Annotated in this window: 22 protein-coding genes and 1 tRNA gene; 11 read left to right on the forward strand and 12 right to left on the reverse strand. The window is 47.0% G+C overall.

Annotation, left to right across the window (positions count from 1 at the left end):
- Positions 1–10: 10 nt before the first annotated feature.
- From atpG to ASN18_RS14810, 5 genes are read right to left on the reverse strand one after another with little or no spacing between them, the layout of a single operon-like run.
- On the reverse strand, positions 11–892 hold the full coding sequence (gene atpG, locus ASN18_RS14790; protein ID WP_085053557.1) for an ATP synthase F1 subunit gamma: 882 nt from the start codon (positions 890–892) through the stop codon (positions 11–13).
- Positions 893–2,407, reverse strand: coding sequence for a F0F1 ATP synthase subunit alpha (gene atpA, locus ASN18_RS14795; RefSeq protein WP_085053558.1), 1,515 nt, complete (start codon positions 2,405–2,407; stop codon positions 893–895). It lies immediately after the preceding gene.
- 4 nt (positions 2,408–2,411) lie between these two features.
- Entirely contained in the window at positions 2,412–2,954 is a 543-nt protein-coding gene (atpH, locus tag ASN18_RS14800) for an ATP synthase F1 subunit delta (RefSeq protein ID WP_085053559.1), read from the reverse strand.
- Entirely contained in the window at positions 2,951–3,559 is a 609-nt protein-coding gene (locus ASN18_RS14805) for a F0F1 ATP synthase subunit B (protein WP_085053560.1), read from the reverse strand. The genes atpH and ASN18_RS14805 overlap by 4 nt, the downstream gene beginning before the upstream one ends.
- The gene (locus ASN18_RS14810) at positions 3,537–3,971 is read right to left on the reverse strand and encodes a F0F1 ATP synthase subunit B (RefSeq protein WP_085053561.1); all 435 of its coding nucleotides are present in this window, start codon (positions 3,969–3,971) and stop codon (positions 3,537–3,539) included. Before ASN18_RS14810 ends, ASN18_RS14805 begins: the two co-directional genes overlap by 23 nt.
- A 358-nt stretch (positions 3,972–4,329) precedes the next feature.
- Between ASN18_RS14810 and ASN18_RS14815 the strand changes: the two genes are divergently transcribed.
- A complete protein-coding gene (locus ASN18_RS14815) occupies positions 4,330–5,658 on the forward strand; it encodes an ATP-binding protein (protein WP_085053562.1) in 1,329 nt (442 codons plus the stop codon).
- Positions 5,659–5,717: 59 nt separating this feature from the next.
- Here the strand turns inward: ASN18_RS14815 and ASN18_RS17300 are convergent, their stop codons facing one another.
- The 6 genes from ASN18_RS17300 to ASN18_RS14840 form a co-directional block, all read right to left on the reverse strand.
- A complete protein-coding gene (locus ASN18_RS17300; RefSeq protein ID WP_157073025.1) occupies positions 5,718–5,867 on the reverse strand; it encodes a hypothetical protein in 150 nt (49 codons plus the stop codon).
- Positions 5,867–6,241 (reverse strand): fluoride efflux transporter CrcB, encoded by a 375-nt coding sequence (gene crcB / locus ASN18_RS14820; RefSeq protein ID WP_085053563.1) that lies wholly within the window; start codon positions 6,239–6,241, stop codon positions 5,867–5,869. The genes ASN18_RS17300 and crcB overlap by 1 nt, the downstream gene beginning before the upstream one ends.
- Positions 6,238–7,560 (reverse strand): bifunctional folylpolyglutamate synthase/dihydrofolate synthase, encoded by a 1,323-nt coding sequence (locus tag ASN18_RS14825; protein ID WP_085053564.1) that lies wholly within the window; start codon positions 7,558–7,560, stop codon positions 6,238–6,240. Before ASN18_RS14825 ends, crcB begins: the two co-directional genes overlap by 4 nt.
- Positions 7,553–8,410 (reverse strand): acetyl-CoA carboxylase, carboxyltransferase subunit beta, encoded by an 858-nt coding sequence (gene accD / locus ASN18_RS14830; protein ID WP_085053565.1) that lies wholly within the window; start codon positions 8,408–8,410, stop codon positions 7,553–7,555. Before accD ends, ASN18_RS14825 begins: the two co-directional genes overlap by 8 nt.
- 6 nt (positions 8,411–8,416) lie before the next feature.
- A complete protein-coding gene (trpA, locus tag ASN18_RS14835; protein ID WP_085053566.1) occupies positions 8,417–9,202 on the reverse strand; it encodes a tryptophan synthase subunit alpha in 786 nt (261 codons plus the stop codon).
- Between the two features lie 123 nt (positions 9,203–9,325).
- The gene (locus tag ASN18_RS14840) at positions 9,326–9,568 is read right to left on the reverse strand and encodes a DUF2283 domain-containing protein (RefSeq protein WP_085053567.1); all 243 of its coding nucleotides are present in this window, start codon (positions 9,566–9,568) and stop codon (positions 9,326–9,328) included.
- A 196-nt stretch (positions 9,569–9,764) separates the two neighbouring features.
- Between ASN18_RS14840 and asnB the strand changes: the two genes are divergently transcribed.
- The 10 genes from asnB (at position 9,765) to ASN18_RS14890 (ending at position 19,819) form a co-directional block, all read left to right on the forward strand.
- Complete coding sequence (asnB, locus tag ASN18_RS14845) at positions 9,765–11,654, forward strand: asparagine synthase (glutamine-hydrolyzing) (protein WP_085053568.1); 1,890 nt, start codon at positions 9,765–9,767, stop codon at positions 11,652–11,654.
- Positions 11,651–12,772: a glycosyltransferase gene (locus tag ASN18_RS14850; RefSeq protein ID WP_085053569.1), complete on the forward strand. Its 1,122-nt coding sequence runs from the start codon at positions 11,651–11,653 to the stop codon at positions 12,770–12,772. The genes asnB and ASN18_RS14850 overlap by 4 nt, the downstream gene beginning before the upstream one ends.
- A 31-nt stretch (positions 12,773–12,803) precedes the next feature.
- Positions 12,804–13,439: an MBL fold metallo-hydrolase gene (locus ASN18_RS14855; protein ID WP_085053570.1), complete on the forward strand. Its 636-nt coding sequence runs from the start codon at positions 12,804–12,806 to the stop codon at positions 13,437–13,439.
- Between the two features lie 4 nt (positions 13,440–13,443).
- Complete coding sequence (nth, locus tag ASN18_RS14860) at positions 13,444–14,112, forward strand: endonuclease III (protein ID WP_085053571.1); 669 nt, start codon at positions 13,444–13,446, stop codon at positions 14,110–14,112.
- On the forward strand, positions 14,109–14,906 hold the full coding sequence (locus ASN18_RS14865) for a biotin--[acetyl-CoA-carboxylase] ligase (protein ID WP_085053572.1): 798 nt from the start codon (positions 14,109–14,111) through the stop codon (positions 14,904–14,906). The genes nth and ASN18_RS14865 overlap by 4 nt, the downstream gene beginning before the upstream one ends.
- Complete coding sequence (locus ASN18_RS14870; protein WP_236861793.1) at positions 14,860–15,651, forward strand: type III pantothenate kinase; 792 nt, start codon at positions 14,860–14,862, stop codon at positions 15,649–15,651. The genes ASN18_RS14865 and ASN18_RS14870 overlap by 47 nt, the downstream gene beginning before the upstream one ends.
- On the forward strand, positions 15,642–16,760 hold the full coding sequence (locus tag ASN18_RS14875; protein ID WP_085053574.1) for an NAD(P)/FAD-dependent oxidoreductase: 1,119 nt from the start codon (positions 15,642–15,644) through the stop codon (positions 16,758–16,760). Before ASN18_RS14870 ends, ASN18_RS14875 begins: the two co-directional genes overlap by 10 nt.
- The gene (locus tag ASN18_RS14880) at positions 16,732–17,637 is read left to right on the forward strand and encodes an energy transducer TonB (RefSeq protein ID WP_085053575.1); all 906 of its coding nucleotides are present in this window, start codon (positions 16,732–16,734) and stop codon (positions 17,635–17,637) included. The genes ASN18_RS14875 and ASN18_RS14880 overlap by 29 nt, the downstream gene beginning before the upstream one ends.
- 66 nt (positions 17,638–17,703) lie before the next feature.
- Entirely contained in the window at positions 17,704–18,198 is a 495-nt protein-coding gene (locus tag ASN18_RS14885) for a Uma2 family endonuclease (RefSeq protein WP_085053576.1), read from the forward strand.
- A 136-nt stretch (positions 18,199–18,334) separates the two neighbouring features.
- Complete coding sequence (locus ASN18_RS14890; RefSeq protein WP_085053577.1) at positions 18,335–19,819, forward strand: mechanosensitive ion channel family protein; 1,485 nt, start codon at positions 18,335–18,337, stop codon at positions 19,817–19,819.
- Between the two features lie 182 nt (positions 19,820–20,001).
- Here the strand turns inward: ASN18_RS14890 and ASN18_RS14895 are convergent.
- Positions 20,002–20,074 (reverse strand) — tRNA-Thr (locus ASN18_RS14895).
- Between the last annotated feature and the right edge of the window lie 151 nt (positions 20,075–20,225).

The following is a 20,225-nucleotide window of genomic DNA, read 5'->3' on the forward strand; positions in this document are numbered from 1 at the left end:
ATCGGCTTTGTCATTGGCTTAGGGCCTCTGCCCCGCCTACGATGTCCATCAACTCTGTTGTAATGGACGCCTGCCTGGCCTTATTGTATTGGAGCGTAAGTTTGCCAATGAGTTCTTTTGTATTTTTATTCGCGTTTTCCATAGCTATCATCCTGGCGGCCTCCTCAGAGACGCGGGACTCTAATATTGCCCTGAATATCTGATTCTCAACGTACTTAGGCAGCAAGGCGTTTAGTATTTCGGCCTCGGAAGGTTCAAATATGAACCTGTCTAAAACGCCGTCACCTGTGCCACCTGTGCCGCCGGTTGACTGCGGCTCAACAGGCAGCAGCCTCGCCCTCTTTGGGGTTTGCTGCAACACAGTCTTAAACTCATTATATACTATGATAAGCTCATCTATTGATTCATTCGTATAGCTTTCGATTATCTCAGCGGCAATTTCCTGGGCATCTTCGTATTTAACATTTTTATAGAAGTCAATATATGTCTTTCTGACTGGAACCCCGAAGCGGTGGAAATAGTCCCTTGCCTTTTTCCCTACGGCCACAATGGACAGTTTAATGCCCTCGCCCTTCAGCTCATTCATCAGCCTGGCTGTCTCTTTCAGTATATTTGTATTAAACGCACCGCAGAGGCCCTTGTCTGAGGTCAACACTATTAACTCTACAACCTTTCTCTCCCTCAGATTCAGAAGCGGGTAGGACTCCCTATCCACTGCTGAAGATATGTACGACAGCATGTCGAATAGCTTATTGGAGTACGGGCGGGCGGCAAGCATAGAGTTCTGTGCCCTTCTCAGCTTGGCCGCCGAGACCATCTGCATGGCCTTGGTTATCTTGCCGGTGTTTGTAACCGACGTTATACGGGTTCTTATATCTCTTAGATTTGGCATTTATACCGCTTTCATGAACTCGGCCTTGTATTCGCTGACAGCAGCGCTCAACCTCTGCTTTAAGTCGTCGTCAAGTGCCTTTTTGTCTGTAATTTCCTTTAGGAGTTCAGTCTTTTTAGCCTTTGCAAACGCTAATAAGCCCTTCTCAAACTCTACAACCTTTTCAACCGGTAAATCATCAAGAAACCCCTCGCTGCCCGTGTACAGTACAAGTATCTGCTCGGCAATAGACATAGGCACGTACTGGGATTGTTTAAGCAGCTCGACCATGCGCTTACCACGTGAGATCATGGCCAGCGTGGACTTATCCAGGTCAGTGCCAAACTGCGCAAAGGCGGCAAGCTCTCTAAACTGGGCAAGGCTCAAGCGGAGTGTTCCGGCAACTTGCTTCATCGCCTTGGTCTGGGCGGCGCTGCCTACGCGGCTGACCGAAAGGCCAACGTTTATGGCCGGCCTGATACCGGCATAAAATAAATCCGGCTCAAGATAAATCTGACCGTCGGTTATCGATATAACGTTTGTGGGGATGTAGGCAGAGACATCACCTGCCTGCGTTTCAATAATGGGAAGGGCAGTCAACGAACCGCCTCCCTTTTCTTTCGACATCTTAGATGCCCTCTCAAGCAGCCTCGAGTGAAGAAAGAACACGTCACCCGGGTATGCCTCACGCCCGGGCGGACGCCTCAAGAGCAGAGAAAGCTGTCTGTAGGCAACTGCCTGTTTGCTTAAATCATCATATATAATGAGGGCATGTCTGCCGGAGTCTCTGAAATATTCACCCATCGCGCAGCCTGTGTATGGGGCAAGGTACTGCAGCGGGGCTGGTTCGCTGGCCGATGTACATACCACGATGGTATGTGCCATTGCACCGTGTTCTTCGAGGGTCTTTACGACGCGCACCACGTTTGATAGTTTTTGTCCTACGGCAACATATATACAAAACACATCGCCGCCCTTTTGATTTATTATGGCATCGACGCCTATAGCGGTCTTTCCCGTCTGGCGGTCGCCGATGATTAACTCTCTCTGTCCCCTGCCGATAGGAACCATGCTGTCAACGGCCTTTAGCCCAGTCTGAAGCGGTTCAGTGACCGGCTGCCTGTCAACGATGCCGGGTGCAATTATATCAACCTTCCTTCTGTGCGGCGTGTCAATCGGGCCTTTGCCGTCAATCGGTACGCCGATTGCGTTTACCACCCTGCCAAGCAGCGCTTCACCTACGGGGACATCCATAATCCTGCCGGTACGTTTTACAATGTCCTTTTCATTTATCAGCTCAGACTGTCCGAATAAGACTGCCCCGACTGCATCTTCTTCGAGGTTCAGGGCCATACCGACAAGGTTGTTAGGGAACTCCAACAGTTCACCTGACATAACGTCATCGAGGCCATATATCTTGGCAATTCCATCGCCTACGCTAAGCACTGTGCCGATTTCGCGCACATCTATCTTCTCGTCGAAACCGCTGATACCCTTTTTGATTAAATCACATATCTCTTCGGACTTAATTTCCATTTATTCACTCCTTTGTGAGCGACTCTGTTAAAAGCCTCAATTGGCCCTTTATGCTGGTATCTATGACCAAATTACCCACTGTGGCTATTAGTCCGCCGATTAGGGTGGGGTCTATTACGTTTTCTATGGTGACTTCCTTGTTCAGACGATGGCTCAACGCCTTTTTAAGATTCTGCACCTGCTCGCCATTTAACGCTATGGGGGTTGCAACGACGGCATTAGCCGTTTTCATCCCATCTCGGTACAAGGCCGCCAATATTGTTATAATCTGTGGGAGTGCTTTTATTGCCCGTGATTTAATCAACATGGATAAGAATCTCTTTGTCGTATCAGCAAGTGCGAGCTTACCAGCGATAGTCTCAAGGGCCTTCACCCTGTCCTCGGTGTTAAAGAACGGGTTTATGAAGATGCCTGTTATATGTTTTTTCTCACACACGAGACGGTTGACAGCCGTTAATTCATTGATAACAGCCTCCAGCTTGTCGATAGTGACCGAGGCGTATATCGATTTAGCGTATCTTACTATTGATTTGCCGTTGATTTTCAATTTGCTGTGCCTATTTTTGAGATTGAATCGTTTATCAGCTTGGCAGAAATCTCATCGTTCAGGGCTTTTCTCATCTTATCTGCCGATATGTCGGCAATGGCTGCCGCAGCCTTTTTTCTTATCATATCCTTTGCTTTTTTCATCTCATATTCTATATTTTCCCATGCAAGCCGCTCAATGGCCTCACTTGTTGCCTTGCCTTCTGCGATATGACGATCGCACTCAGCCTCTCCTGCTGCGGTTGCCGCCTCGATTATCCTTTTTATCTCTTCGTCTTTTAGTTTCAACTGCTGTTCTATTTCAGCAAGCGCCTTCTCGGCAAGCACCCTGGCCTCACGCGCCTCGTACAATGCCTTTTCAAGAAGCTCTGTCCTTTGCTTATAATACATGGCAAGCGGCTTTTTCAGGAAAAACCCCAACACCCCGACTAAGATAAGGAAATTAACGATCAGCCAAAACCACTCTTTTAAATGCGACCCCTGGTCTGCACCCTCTGATGATGAGGCATACAACAGTTCAGGAACAGCCACTTGAACGACCACCGACGCAAGGACAGCCGCCATCGACATAAATATAATGGTTTTAGTTGTTTTTGACATATCCATGCGTAAGTTTCCCTACAACCTCATCGGCATATTTATCTAAGTCTCTCATAATGTCAGCGGTTACCTGTTCTACCTCTTTGGTCAACTCTTTTGTGGCGTTGTAAAAGCTGCTTACGGCCTTGTCCTGGCTTATGGCGATGAGTTCATGTTGTCTGATGATGCCTTTCTCTCTGATTCTCGTAAATATCTCTTTTGCGTTTGCATGAGCTGCCGCCATCTCAGTTTTAAGCTGTTCGATGGCCTGTTCTTTTTTCTTCTCAAGCGCTCTGACCTCATCTAACGAACCGTATCTGATATTATGCCGCTCCTTAATCAACCCAAGCACTGGCTTAAACAGTACAGCGTTTAATACCAGAAGCAAAATCAAAAAGTTGGCAACAAGGACAAAAAACCAGCCGTTAAACTCAACCATACTATAAACTCCTCTTGAAACTCCTCTTGTACAAGCCCACACATGTTCACCCGGAGACACCGAGTGGGTGAACTCTACCACAACTAAAAAAATCTTGTCAAGATAAATCTGCGGCCTGTCAAGCCAATGCAAAGATTTATTATTTGGAGGTCTGGTTCAACTGAGCTGTGTATACCCAACTGCTTACCACTATATTTTTGTCTTGACAATTGTGGAGTGGTATACACTATAATTGTCATAAAAGACATTGCTTATAGAATAGGCATTTGCGTGATGGAGTGTGCTGTAGTGGTTTCAGAAAAAGTGGCATCTGACATTATAAAAGCAACAGACAGCAATTAAATAAGGAGAAAACGGTTTGTCAAAACCAGAGATAAATGGGTTAGTTAGGGCTAACATGCTTTTTCAAAGTTTATCACCTGAAGAGTGCTTTGACGATAATGCCATCAGCGAAGCAGTTGAATTGATAGACATCTCATATCGTAAGCCGGGTGAGACGATTTTCGAGGCTGGCTCCATAGGCGACACCATAATTCTTGTCCTTGAAGGGGAAGTTGATGTCATAGTAATAGCAAACGATGGGGTAGAATTAAAAATAGCCACAGTGGAATCGAACTGCTTCTTTGGAGATATGGCTATTATCGAAAACTCACCACGCGCAGCCACTATGAGGACACGAACAGATTGTATATTAGGAAGCATCAGAAAGAAAACGTTCTGGGATTTTTATTATAAGTATCCGCTTATAGGCAAGAACCTGATGTGGGGTATCAATCAAAGAATGAAACACGCGAACATACAGGTTGTAAAACAACTTATACAGGAAAAGGACAAGTTACTTCTTTTCAGTAAGGAACTTGAGAAACAAGTGGAAGAGAAGACAAAGATGTTACGAAAAGTTGATCTGCAGCTCATAGAAATGGATAGAATTGCAGGGATGGGGACGCTGGCAGCCGGTATATCTCATGAAATTAACAATCCGTTAAGTTTTCTGAAAAGCGGTGTAGTGTTTATTGAAAAGCAGTTCGCTAAATTAACTGAAGCGGCAGTATATTGGGAGAATCATCCGTTTAGTCAAACCACAGTGGATGAATACGCGAAATATATAGACGGGTTAAATATCAATTCTATGAATGCATCAATAAATAAAAAGTTTGATATGATTCAGCGGGGAATTACAAGAATTTCAAAGATAGTTAACTCCATGAGGAGTATAACCTGCCTGGATATGGATCAGTCAGGGACGGTTGACATTAATAAGAGCATAGAAGAAGTGCTTGAAATTCTATCCACTAAGGATTCTAAGTCTATACAATTCATTAAGGAACTGAATCAGTTGCCACTGATTGACTGTATCACTAAAGAGATAAATCAGGCACTGCTTCACATACTGACAAACGCCGTTGACGCTATTACACATACTGGTATTATTAATATAAAGACATCCTATGACGATGAAACAAAAACAATAACTGTCCACATATCTGACAACGGCGTAGGAATGTCCCCTGATGTGTTAAAAAGGGTATTTGATCCTTTTTTCACGACAAAAGATGTTGGTGCCGGTACCGGCATTGGGCTGTCAATAACTGAGGGTATTATAAAGCGCCACAACGGGAAAATCAACATAACAAGCGCTGTTGGTGAGGGAACGACAGTGGTATTGCAGTTTCCGGTGATAAAATAGCGTTGGAAATAAGAAGAGTCGAAAAATGATCGGCAAAATGCGCTTTTGTTATTTCCAGTTCATCCATCCAGGCCAGAATGCCTGGTGCCGTTTGTAAACCATTGGACATAGTATGTGCCGCCCGATGTTGTCCCCACTTTAATATCCACGAATTTTGTGCCAAAAAAGCCGCTAAATATATTTGCGTAGACGGCAGCAGAAAACCCCATTAAATATACTTACCGGCGGCATCGCCAATTCTCAGGGCGATAAATCCCACAATGACGCTCAACACGATATAGAGCATCGCAGTATACGGCTCTCCTTGTTTTAGCATGGAGTTAATCTCAAATTCAAACGCAGAAAATGTCGTATATCCACCAAGAAACCCCACCACAACGAACAATCTCCACTGCGAATCGATGATGTTCCTTGCGGCAAGTATGGACATCACAAACCCTATCAAAAAACTGCCGCTTACGTTTATCACAAACGTGCCAAGCGGAAACACCCTGCCCCATCTCCCCAGTATCCACACATGAATGGCATATCTGCTTATAGCGCCGAGAAATCCGCCTATGCCTACAACTAAATAGGCGGTCATTTAAACTCCGCGAGCGTTTTTAACAGTGCCGGTTCACCCATTGCCTCTTTCGCCTCGCCGACGGTGTAAAACGAACCGGTGATTACGACCAGGCTGCCCTTTTTGTAAATTTGCCCGGCCAGCTTAATGGCCTCGCTTATCGATGGTGCAGAGTAGAGCGTATGCCTCAGTGTTGAGTGTGCCCTTGCCAGTTCAAGCAGTCTCTCCGGCCTTGCTGCCCTTTCATAGGACGGTGTACTGAGAATCACTGTGTCGGCAGCGGGCATGAGCGCTCGCAGCATCCCAGCGGTGTCCTTGTCTGCCATTGCACCAATAATCAGGATAATCGCAGGGAACGACTGAACGTATATACCTTGAAGCGTCTGTGAGAGCGCCTCCGCTGCGGCTGGATTGTGTGCGCCGTCAAGCAGCATATCTACTCCGGCATATTTAATCAACTCACACCTGCCCGGCCACTTAATGCCCCTCAGGGCAGATTCAAGGCCTTGCGTGCCGTTAAATAATATTTCAGCAGTACGGGCAGCACATGCCGCGTTTTCCACCTGATGGACGCCGGTAAACGGGATTTTCAGTGTACTAAGTCCGCCGCTGCCACAATAGTTAAACTCAATACCTGTGATGTCATGCCTTATGAGATGTGCGTCAAAGTCTACGCCGAATTGCTCCAGCCGGGCATTTTGCTCCGCTGCCTTTTGTCTGAGTACGCCAAGCGCACGAGGCGCCTGTGATGTGGTCACAACTGGTGTATCTTGTTTGATTATCCCGGCCTTTTCCCCGGCTATTTCCTCTATCGTATTACCCAGAAATTCCATATGGTCCATATCGATATTTGTTATAACCGATGCCTCCGGCTTGATTATATTTGTAGCGTCAAAACGCCCGCCCATGCCAGTTTCAAAGACAACCCAATCGACATCCTGCCTCTTGAAATACAAAAAGGCTATCGCAGTTACGAATTCAAAAAACGTAGGGTTGAGGGTGTCAGCGCCCCTTATTGCATGATTAATCTCTTCTGTCAGCTCAACAACTGTCTCAGGCAGTATCTCAACGCCGTCTACCTTAATACGCTCTGTAAATCTAACCATGTGAGGCGATGTAAAAAGCCCTGTTTTATAACCCCTCTCCATGAGAATCCCCTGAAGCATAGCGCATGTCGAGCCTTTGCCGTTAGTACCGGCAACATGGATTGACTTATAAGCAGACTGCGGCGCGCCAAGCAGATTCGATATGTGGGTTATGTTGGTGAGACCTAATTTTATCCCGTGTTTTTGGAGGCTGTATAGATAGGAGACAGCCCTTTCGTATCTGTGGTCAGGCATTTTTTGGGGCGCCCCTCAGCATCCTGATGAGCCTTGCAATGGAGGTCTTTAAATCCTTCCTGTGGACAACCTTGTCAATCAGTCCTTTTTTGAGCAGGAACTCGGCCTGTTGAAAGTCATCAGGGAGCTGCTGGTTGATAGTCTGCTGGATTACCCTTGCACCGGCAAATCCTATCAGGCTCTTTGGCTCTGCAATGATTATATCGCCAAGCATGGCAAAGCTGGCGCTGACACCGCCAAACGTGGGGTCTGTCAGGACTGTAATATATGGCAGCGGGTATTTTTTCAGGCGTCCCACCGCAGCAGAGACCTTTGCCATCTGCATCAGAGAAAAAATTCCCTCCTGCATTCGTGCCCCGCCCGAAGACGTGAACACTATAAGAGGAAGACGATGTTCAATGGCCGCCTCAGCAGCCCGTACCATCTTCTCCCCGACGGCACTGCCCATCGAGCCGCCCATGAACGAAAAATCCATCACAGCAACAACCGCCGGATTTTTATTAATCGCAGCCGTACCGGCTGTAACGGCGTCTTTCAGTCCGGCCTTTGACTGGTTCGATAGTATACGTTCCTTATATGCTATCGTGTCAGTAAAGTCAAGCGGGTCACAGGACTGAAGTTCAACAGCGATTTCGACGAAACTCCCCGCATCAGTAGTGAGGGCTATACGTTCCTTTACGCCGATTCGACTGTGGTAGTTGCACTTCGGGCAGACCTTAAGGTTTTTCTCGAACTCTTTTCTGTATACGATTTCCTTGCAGTCAGCGCACTTGACCCAGAGACCTTCGGGGATTTTTACTTTTTTTGACGGGTCACTGCTTGTGACAGCTGTCTTTTTAAACCATGCCATTGAGTTTTAGATTGCCGCCCTTAGAGATTTCACAAGAGCCCGAAAGGATTCACGTCCTTCTTCAATAGCCTTGACAATAGCGCTTCCAACTATTACCCCATCGGCAATTGCCGCTACTCTTGCCGCCTCATCACTTGTCTTTACGCCAAAGCCGACAGCAACAGGTTTATTTGAATTAGAGCGAATCTTTTCTATCTGCGCCTTGAGTGAATCATCTATAGAGATTGCAGAGCCGGTTATGCCGGTTAATGACACATAATAGATAAATCCACGCGATTGATGGCAGACCAGGTCTATTCTTTTGTCTGTCGATGTGGGGGCAAGCAGGAAAATCGTATCAGGGCCTGCCTTGTGGCACGATGCAATAAAATCAGTCTCCTCATCAGGCGGTAAATCAGGGATGATTATGCCGTCAACACCGCTGCTTAGGGCAGCACCGATGAAATTATTAAGTCCAAACTTCAGCACAGGATTAAAATATGTCATTAAGACGATGGGGATTGTGGACTTCTGCCTTATAGACTTGACCATATCGATGACCTTACGAAGCGTTACCCCTCTGCTTAGAGCGCTCATCGCGGCATGTTGTATGGTAGGGCCGTCGGCAACGGGGTCAGAAAACGGCACGCCAAGTTCGACAATATCTGCCCCCATCTCCTCAAGTTCCTGTACAATGACCGCAGTTGAAGACAGGGACGGCTCCCCGGCCATGATATATGGAATAAAGGCCTTTTTCCCGTTATCTGCCTTTTTAATCTTTATGAATCTTTCGGTAATAGCAGAGTGTGTCATAGTGCCCCCACTTCCTCAGTACGCGTCATTCTGTGCCATCGGCAGCCTATTATACCATTAAAGCATAATACGCGGTGGAGTTTTTTTGTAGTGGTTTCACGGGGTGTTCATTGCATCTGACTTCTAAGCGCCTGCTAACAGGATTTCCGTCTCCTCTCCTGTTGCCTCGTTAACCACAAGGAGATTTCCTTTGTCCTCTTTTGTAATTTGTTCGTTAGCGTTTAATAATTCTATACCATAAATTGTGCCATCAGGTGCCATATCAATGTTAATTTCATCACTTATTTTTATTGTTTCCACCTCGGCAACCTTCTTATGCAACCGGAAATAGGCAATATTATATCTTGGATCGTAGGTTATTTTCATCTTTTAAGACCCTCCTCTCATTAAAAATACCTCTTTCCATATAATAGTAAAACTAAATTACTGACGCTGTCCAGAATTTTAATCCCAGAATTTTAATCAGTGTGCCTATATATTTGTCATCGGCAGAGCACATAATACGCAGGGTAGTTTTTTTGCAGCGGGAAATTTATAGATTATATGTGCGATAATAGATTGAGTGTGTGCGATAGCTGGAAAAATTATATTTAAAGGTACAGCCATATCTGAAGGCGATATTGGCGCTATGAATGATGCAATGGCCCATCGCGGCCCTGACGGTCACGGCGTATTCATATCCCGTGACGGCAAGGTTGGCCTCGGGCACAGGCGGTTGTCTGTTATCGATCTGTCGCCGCTTGGCAGACAGCCCATGTACTGCCCCGGTCAGGGGAACAGAAGATACTGGATTGTCTATAACGGCGAGATATATAACTACAGACAGCAGCGCGCCAACCTTGAAAAAGATGGATACAGCTTTCACTCAGACACGGACACTGAGGTCATCCCCGCCCTCTATGATAAATTCGGAGTTGGCTGCCTTGAACACCTGCGCGGCATGTTCTCCTTCGCAATTTATGACGAAAAGCGGCGTACACTATTTTGTGCCCGCGACAGGGTTGGCAAAAAACCCTTTAAATATTTCCTGAATAACAATGTATTTATCTTTGCTTCAGAGCTGAAGGCCATTCTTACTCAGGACGAATACCACAGAGAACCCGACTACGAGGCCATTCACCACTATCTGACTTATCAATACGTGCCGTCTCCTTTGACCGGTTTTATGGGAATCCAAAAACTTGAACCGGCGCATTATCTGCTCATCGAAATCGACACGATGAAGATAACAAAAAAACGCTACTGGTCGCTGGACTATTCACAAAAACTGGAACAGACGCGGCGGCAGTGGGGCGCTGCGATTATGGAAAAACTCACTGAGTCTGTCGGCATTAGAATGCGCTCCGACGTCCCCCTCGGGGCACTGCTTTCGGGCGGGGTTGACTCCAGCGCCATTACCGCCCTGATGAGCCGCGTAAGCAGCAAACCAATCAGGACTTTTTCTGTAGGGTTTGAGGAAGATAAATTCAGCGAACTCAGGTATGCTAAAATAATTGCAAATAAATTCAAAACAGACCATACTGAACTCATCGTTACACCACTAAACGCCGAGGAAATCCTGCCGCATCTAGCGCATATGTACGAGGAGCCTTATGCCGACTCCAGCGCCCTACCCTCTTACTATGTCAGCAAACTTACCCGGGAACACGTCACAGTTGCCCTCAACGGCGACGGCGGCGATGAGAACTTCGCCGGTTATGACAGATATGCAGTTCACAAATTTGCCGTTAACTACGGCGCTCTCCTGCCCAATAAACTGCTTAGGCAAATCAGCAGATTTCTCTCTGGCAGGATTAAGACCACACTTGTTAACCGCCTCGAGCGCTTCATCACAACCTTGCCCGATGACGCCGCCCGCAGATATGTAAACTATATCTGCTACTTTACAAATGCAATGAAACACACACTCTACAGCGATAAATTCGCCGCGCGTATGGCTGGTAAGGATTCATATGCACTTATTGAGAATAGATTCAGAGAGGCCGGTACTCGAAATTTGCTTGACGCCGCGCTCTACACTGATTTTATGACTTATCTGCCCGATGACCTGATGGTCAAGATGGATATTGCCGCTATGGCCGTATCCCTTGAGGGGAGAAGCCCGTTTTTAGACCACGAATTCCTTGAGCTTACTGCAAAAATTCCATACAGCCTTAAACTCAAGGGGCTGAACAATAAGAAATATATACTGAAAAAGGCGCTCCTGACACTGCTTCCAAAGGCTGTTATGTATAGGCCAAAGATGGGCTTTGCTGTCCCGCTTGATGTGTGGTTCAGGACACGGCTAAAGAACTATGCCAGGGCGGTACTGCTGTCTGACAAGGCAGTTGGGCGCGGTATGTTCAAAAAAGACGCGGTGAAGGCACTTCTTGATGAGCCAAGAATAAACTGGGGCTATCACCTCTGGGCACTCCTGATGCTTGAGCTGTGGTTTCGCGAGTTTTTTGATTGACAAATCTTCTGATGACAGCAAAACGCTCTAAGGTCCTTCACCTGATAACCGGCATGGAAGTAGGCGGGGCAGAAAAGATGCTCCTGCGCATAGTCCCGCGCATGGAGGGTGCATTTGAAAACCGTGTCTGTGTAATCAAAGACAGGGGGCGGCTTGGGCCGGAACTTGAGCAGACAGGGATTCCCGTCGTTTATCTTGACCTTAAGAGCCCGTTTAATTTACAGCCAATATTAAGATTCAGAAGACTTGCCGCTGAGTTCAAACCCGATATACTTGTAACATACTTAATTCACGCAGACCTCTTTGGAAGGATATGCGGGAGGGCATTTGGCATAAAAAGGATTGTATGCTATCAGCGCGGTTCCCTCTTAAACTGGGAATTCCTGCGTACATTTGACAGGCTTACTAAGCCGCTGGTAACTAAATATATAGTTCAGACAGAGACGGCCAAAGAAGAATTAACGGCTGCCCTTAAAATATCAGGTGAAAAGATAGCAGTAATCGGCAACGCCATTGATACAACGACATTTGATTTGGATAAGGCCGCGAAAAAGAAAGAACTAGGCCTCAACCCTAACAATAAAACTATCGTATGCGTTGGCAATCTGAGAGAGGGCAAGGGACACGAATACCTGCTTGACGCCTTTGAAGAGCTATTTTCAAAACGCTTTCCTGGCATAAATCTGCTGATTGTCGGCGGCGGGCAGAAAAAGAAGCAGTTGGTTGAGCAAATCAAGCCCTTTACATCTCAGGCCAACATCCATTTCCTCGGCAGCAGAGACGATGTCCGCGAGATATTGAAAATAAGCGACCTCTTTGTCCTCCCCACGCTTTACGAAGGCATGAGTAACGCTATTATGGAGGCAATGGCGTCAAAAGTTGCCATTATAACAACAGATATTCCGGTAAATGCAGAGCTTGCAGGGGACACGGCTGTACTTGTTCCCATAAAAAACTCCGCTAAATTGGCTGAGGCAATGGAGATGCTCCTGTCAGACAATTCTCTGAGAAACGGGCTGGCACAAAGGGCATACAGTAAAATCACATCTCAATACAGCCTTGATGTAGTAGTCCAGAAATATACCACACTGCTTAAAGACATTCTCAACGCCATATGATATAATACCCTGTGAATAAGGAGGCAATCATATGCTTGAGAATATCACATGGTTTGGTCATGATTCCTTTAAGATAACAGATGGGCTTGTTGTCTACACAGACCCGTATAAGATTGAAAAGCCGGACGCGGCTGACCTTATCCTGATTACCCACAGCCACTTCGACCACTGCTCAGTGGATGACATTGTAAGAGTTAGTGGGGATAAGACCGTAATTGCTGCCCCCAAAGACTGTGCTGCAAAATTGAAGGGCAATATAAAAATCGCTGCACCTGGTGATAAATTTACCGCAGCCGGTATAGAAGTTGAGGCTGTCCCGGCGTACAATACCAATAAAGATTTTCATCCAAAGTCACACGGCTGGGTTGGATATGTCTTTACGCTTGGCGGCAGGAGATACTACATCGCTGGCGACACAGACCATATTGCTGAGATGAAAACGCTGAAGGCAATCTATGCGGCTTTTCTGCCGGTGAGCGGCGTATATGTTATGACTGCTGATGAGGCAGTACGGGCGGCTTTTGACATTGCCCCACAGTTCGCCATCCCAATGCACTATGGCGATATTGTCGGCACATTGAAAGATGCACAGAGATTTGCCGATGAGATAAAACGCCTGACCGCCTCCGGCCCTAAAATAGAAACGGTAATATTGCCGCAGCACTGAAGATATGAAAACCAGCGCTTGTAAGTTGAATCAAGATGAGATAGATGCTGTAGCAGCGTATCTGGAGCGCAGATACCCTGATCCAAAGACAGAACTCCAGTTTGGCAGCCCCTTTGAGCTGCTCACTGCAACAATTCTCTCCGCACAGTGTACAGACAAGCGTGTCAACATCGTCGTCAAGACCCTATATCGGCGCTATAGAACTGTGGAAGACTATGCCGCGGCTGACCCCGCCGTATTCGAGGAGGAGATAAAATCTACCGGGTTTTACAAGAACAAGACTAAGATGATAATCGGCGCGGCACAGGCAATTCTAAAAGATTTCAATGGTCAGGTACCCTCAACTATGGAGGAACTGGTAACGCTGCCCGGCGTGGGGCGTAAGACGGCAAGCGTTGTCCTTGCTGCGGCATTCGATGTGCCAGCCATTGCGGTTGATACACATGTGCTGAGGATTTCAAACAGGCTTGGTCTTGTGAGTTCTAAAGACCCGGAGAAAATCGAATTTGCCCTTTGCGGCATCTTTGAAAAGGCAAAGTGGATAACAGTCTCCTTTGGACTGGTTTTGTTTGGCAGGGAGATATGCGCGGCAAAAAAACCCCTCTGCTGGAAATGTGCAATATATGATATTTGCAAATGGCCGGAGAAAAAGAGCCAGCCGCCCGTTAAATGAATTCCCTCCAGTTGCCATGCGGTATTTATGACGAAACACTGCCGGAGGACTTAAGGCCGCTGCGGGAATTTTCTCAGGCGTCTGACGCCTCTTACAGCTTTGTTTATTACGGCAGCATTAACTCGACGAACGACACGGCAAAGTCAGGGGATTACCCCGCAGAGACGGTAATCATAGCCGATGCCCAGGTCAACGGCAGGGGCAGGTTCACAAGGGACTGGTACTCCCCGCCCGGCGTGAATATATCAATGAGCATAGCGCTGAGACCCGCTGATGATGTGCCCGCTGCGGCGCTTTCGTTGTTGAACACGGCTGCCTCGCTTGCAGTATCAAGGGCGCTTCGGGCTGAGACCGGCCTGGATGTCTGGCCCAAGTGGCCCAATGACGTATATATCGGCACGAGGAAAACCGGCGGCATCCTCTCCGAGTCCATAATCTTGGGCGGCAGAGTACTCAGGCTGATAATCGGTATCGGCATTAATGTAAACACACCGGGATTCCCCGCAGGACTAAAGGACAAGGCAACAAGCCTGACTCTGGAGACCGGCATGACATACAGCAGAGGACAGCTAATCGCATCAATCTTAAGGGAATTTGACCAGTGCCGCCGCTGTGCCCCGGGTCATGTGATAAGCGAGTGGACAGGCATGAGTAAGACAATTGGTTCATATGTGTATGTTGCAGGACAGTGCGGCATAGCCAGGGCGTTAAACGAAGACGGTTCGCTGGTCATAGCCCTTGAAAACGGTGAAGCTGTCACAAGCAGCGGGATTACAATTGCTCCTTGCCATTGACATAGGAAATACAAACATAAAGCTTGGACTGTTTTGCGGTGGTTCACTAATAAAATTTTCAATTGCACTAGCTGACAGTCATTTATTTGGCGAAGGATTAGGCGAACTTATCAGACAGAACGCTGCTGCTGAGAAGATTACAGCCGCCATGGTATCCTCCGTAGTGCCGTTGCTGACGGGGCAGATTTGTTCGGCTCTAAGACCATACCTTACAGGAGAGCTACACATCGTATCGCACCGCACGAACACGGGGTTAAGTTATTCACTACACCACCCCGAGCGCCTTGGGGCAGACAGGCTAGTGGCGGCAGCATGGGCGTATCATCACTTCGGCGCTCCTTCAGCGGTGATAGATTTTGGCACGGCCACAACGATAAGCGTAACAGGGCATAGTGGGGTGTTTATAGGCGGTGCAATCATCCCTGGGCTAAGGACAATGGCGAGGGCTTTTAGTGAGCATACGGCGGCGCTTCCACTTGTGGAGCTGGCTATGCCTTTGTCAGCATTGGGAAAAGACACGCGCGAGGCCATAATCTCCGGCATAGTATACGGCACGGCTGGGGCAGTATCGCGTATAATATATGAAATAGAGATGGAAATTGGCTATAATCTAAAGATTGCCATAACAGGTGGAAATATGCCGCTGATAGTACCTTGCTTAGAAAGGGTAGATGTGGCAGAGCCTGATTTGCTGCTTAAGGGTTTAAAGCAGATATATGAGAGGATGAGACAGGCTTGGATGTAGATATAGCCGTAATAGGCGGAGGCCCGGCCGGGGCAATTGCTGCAAGGCTTTTGAGCCGCGCTAAGAGGGAAACCGTCCTGATTGAGAGAAATCTGAAGAACGAAAAACCCTGCGGCGGCGGACTCCTCTCAAAGGCATTTACGGCATTTGACATACCACTTGAGCTTATCAAAAAGCGGGTAGAATCGATAAGAATCGTATCCCCAAATGGAAACACGCACGATATATCGCTTAGTACGGCATATCTTGCCATAGTTCATAGAGTGGAGTTTGACGAGGCGCTGAGAAAGCTGGCGGCATCAGAAGACACTGGGATTATAGAGGGGCGGTTTAACGACATAAGGCATATCGATGGACAATCGGTACTGACTGTAAAGACAACCGCCGGAGAGATTACAATTAAGGCACGGCATGTCATAGCGGCTGACGGCGTGAACTCAACTGTAGTAAAGAGGATGCTTAAGAGGTTCCCGCGGCGCATTTACACGGCGCATGAGATTCACAGCGCTGAGGGCGGAGCGTGTAATATGAGCCACTGCGAGTTTCGTTTTGGCTCTGTAACGCCCCCGGGATTTTACTCATGGATATTTCCACACAAAGACGGCATATCCATAGGCACAGGCTCAGAACACACGAGGGAGGTTGACGCGTATTTAGACAGGCTGGTGAGCGCTCATGGGACTAAACCGAATGGTCAGCGCAGGGGGTATTTTATACCGGTGTGGGATGGGTCATTGTACTATAAAAATGGCGTCTATTTTGTTGGTGATGCAGCGGGTATGGTCCTGCCCTTTACGTATGAGGGTATATACTATGCGATGAGGTCGGCGGAGTTTGCCGTGGCTGCTATATTGAAAAATAAACCCGGCCTTTATAGAAAACACTGGCAGGAGGCGTACAGAAAACGCTACCTTGTGATGAGGGCGCTTCAGAGATATTTTCTAAAAAACGACGGCAGAATGGAGCAGCTTGTGTCTCTGTACGGTCACACGCACATACGGGAGGCGTCGATGCGCCTGTGGACACAGGATGACACAAAGATAAATCTGATAGGGGGTTTTGCAGCCCTTATAAGAAAATATGGCAGTGTGCGAGAAGCTGATGCTTGATCGTTATATAACAATATCGATACTGCTTCACGCGCTGGTGTTTGGTCTGATATTGTATTTGATAAAGGGGCACAAGGAGCCGCTTGTTGGAGAGAGACCGCTGATGGCAAAGATAGTAACCCCGGATGTGAAGGCCCCACCGCCACCACAAGCTCCGCCCCAACAGCGCTCCGATTCACAGCCACAGCCTAGACCGCCTCAACCGCAGCCACAAGCGGCACAGAAAGTGCCGCCACCTCCCCCACAGGTTAAACCTGTCCCTCAGTCAAAACCGGTGCCGCACCCGCCGCGGCAGCCGAAAATCTATACCCCATCAAAGCCAAAGGAGACAGGCGGTATAGAGCCTACTGCCAGGCCTATCCTGCCCAAGAGTGAGCCGAGCGCTGCCGAAGCGCCGCCCCAGCAGCCCCCGTCCCAACCCTCGCCGCAAGCGCCTAAGCTATCTGGCATTGGGAGTTTTTTCGATAAAGACATAATAGGAAAACACGCGATGGCCTCTATTGCCAGAGACAGGAGTTCACCGAACTCAAAGGAAGGCAGCGGCAATTCTATATCATTCGATACCTCAGACATCAGATACGCAGCCTACATGAGACGCCTGAAGGAGGCAATAGAAAGCGCATGGCAGTACCCGGCAGACGCAGCCAGAAGGGGAATACACGGCGATTTAAACATAAGTTTTACGATTAACAAAAACGGGACACTCAAGGCGATAGATGTGATGCGCACATCAGGTCAGAGGTCGCTTGACGACGCGGCAGTAAGCTCAGTAAAAGACGCTGCACCGTTTTGGCCGCTGCCAGAGGAATGGGGAAAGGATTCCTTTACGGTAAAGGGCCACTTCGTGTACAGACTGCACGGGCAGACGCTTAATTAACAGGGGGGAGGCTGACATTCTATCATATATTAGACAAAACCGTAATGTTAGAGCTAAACTATCGATATGGAAACATTAGACTTAACGGAAATCATTAATGGAGTGGAAATCACGGGGCCTAGTCCGTTTGGAAAACACCAAAGAATAGCGGCGAATATTTTTAGACTGTTAGATAGATTTGTTGAGCCATTGGGCTCTGTATATTTTTCTCCACTTGATGTTATTTTTGAGGATGGAATTAACAGGCTCCAGCCCGATATATTATTTATCAGGAAAGAGAACATGGGTATCTTTCAGGATTGGATACGAGGCGTCCCCGATATGGTTTGCGAAATTGTCTCCTCAAGCAGCTATGAAATAGATACCGAAGTGAAAATGGCTATCTACGAGAAATACAGGGTGCCGGAGTACTGGATAGTAATGCCGGAGCCAAAAACCATTGAGATATTGACGATTGAAGGCGATAAGTATAAGCTGCATTCATTCGCAGCGATAGAAGGTTCGGTTACGTCTAAGGTTATAGAAGGGCTTCAGATTAATATCAGCGATATATTCGACTGAGCCCACAACGGTGTTGCCCAATAACGGCTACAGACTGGACGGGTGATCGCATAAATTAATTGAACATTTTTGTTTGACAATGACAGTATTGTGTAATTATAATTTGATGTAATAGGAGAGGCATAACAGTCAAACTGTGGTGATAAGAAAAGAGATAAAGAGGCTTGGTCTGCAGATATTTCTTGTAGCTGCCGTAATAGTAGTCAGTGAATACGAAAATACGGTCTTTCTTTTACTAGGTTTAACCAATAGTAAACTTCAGCAGCTACTGGATACATTAATAAAGCTCACCCTGTGGACTTCCGGCGGCTGGTTGATTTACGGGGCTATAGATATTTATCTGGTCAAAATACAGGACAAAAAACAGGGTTATGCCACTCCAAAACTCGTTAAAGACATCATTAAAGCGACAATATTCTTTGTTATTATATTAAACATATTGTCCAATGTGTTTAAGGTGCCCATATCGGGGTTGATAGCCGGGTCAAGCGTTGTTGCCGCGGTGGTCGGCTTTGCCATAACAAGAATGATTTCCGATGTATTCTCCGGGGCAGCATTGAGCATTGAGAGGGCATACAGTGTAGGGGATTGGCTTGAGATAGAGGCCCCTTCAAGAAAGAAAAGATATATAACCGGAGAAGTGGTAGAAATTAACTGGCGTGCTACTCATTTGCATACAAAAGCAGATGAACTAGTAGTTATTCCAAACAGTGAAATGGCGCGCATGAGAATTATCAACTTCAGCAAACCGGAAAGACATTACCGGGCTGAGGTTCAGCTCCACGTAGGGCATACCGTGCCATCGGACAGAATAAAGCGTATACTTCTGGCCGCAGTCAGAGGAACACCCGAAATAATGACGAAACCAGCTCCAAAGATAACTCTTCTGCGATTTGACAGCGAGGGAGTGCTGTGGTCGGCGAGATTCTGGGTAAGTGATTTCACTCACAACCGCAAGGTGGTCAAGGCTGCCCATGAGAGCGTATTGCGGCATTTTCAAATTGCTGGTATAGACTTCTCCTACCCCACGGTGGAGATGAGGAATTTCACATCATTTAGCTCAGGGCTTGAGAAAACACCTGTGAAAGAAAAGCTGCTGAAGCGTATTGAGTTTTTTGAATTTTTCAACGACGCTCAACTGGCAGTCATAGAATCGAAAATGATAAAGAGGAGTTTTAAGGCAAAGGATACGATTATTAAACAGGGCGATGAGGGCTCCTCGTTGTACATCCTGTTTGAGGGACTGATTCATATATTTGTAAAAGACCAGGGTGAAAAGGAAATCTTTGTAGCTCAGGTGGAACCAGGCCAGTATTTTGGGGAGATGTCGCTCTTAACCGGGCAGCCGCGCAGCGCCACTGCCAGGGCGGTAACAGAAATTGAGTGTTTTGAGATTTCCAAGGATATTCTCAGTAATCTCTTTGCGCAGACCCCAGAATTGATGGAAAAGATAAGCAAGGTAATGGCAAAAAGAAGCGAAATGCTTGCAAGACTAAGCCAAGTTGAAAATGAGACAAAACCTCCAGAGGAAAAGGCAAATCTGGCGAAAAAAATCTTACAGCAGATGAAATACTTTTTCTACGCAGACGAGGATAGCTCTATCAGCGAATCTATTAAGTAAACAGTGTTGGCCCCATTGTACCAGAAGGTGATTTAACAAGTCTGACAGTCTTATTCTTAGCATTGTACTTTTCAATAATATCACCATTTTGACCGCTGCCAGAGGAATGGGGAAAATATCTCTTTGTATGATGACGTTAGAAGGAGTTTTAATACAGCTTGCCGTAAGCCCGGTATTAAGGAAGCCACCGAGAGGATTCGAACCCCCGACCGGCTGATTACAAATCAGCTGCTCTACCGACTGAGCTACGGTGGCATTGACCGCTACTAAAGGTAACATTTAATGATAATTTCTGTCAAGTGAATCATTACCAGGGCAGCAATTCTCGGTGAAGGCAAGAAAGACACTGTTTATACGTATAGTGTATTAATAAGTGAAAACGATGTGGAGTCAAGGAGACCGTAAG

Source organism: Candidatus Magnetominusculus xianensis (genome assembly GCA_001541255.1).
In the GTDB taxonomy this organism is placed as follows: domain Bacteria; phylum Nitrospirota; class Thermodesulfovibrionia; order Thermodesulfovibrionales; family Magnetobacteriaceae; genus Magnetominusculus; species Magnetominusculus xianensis.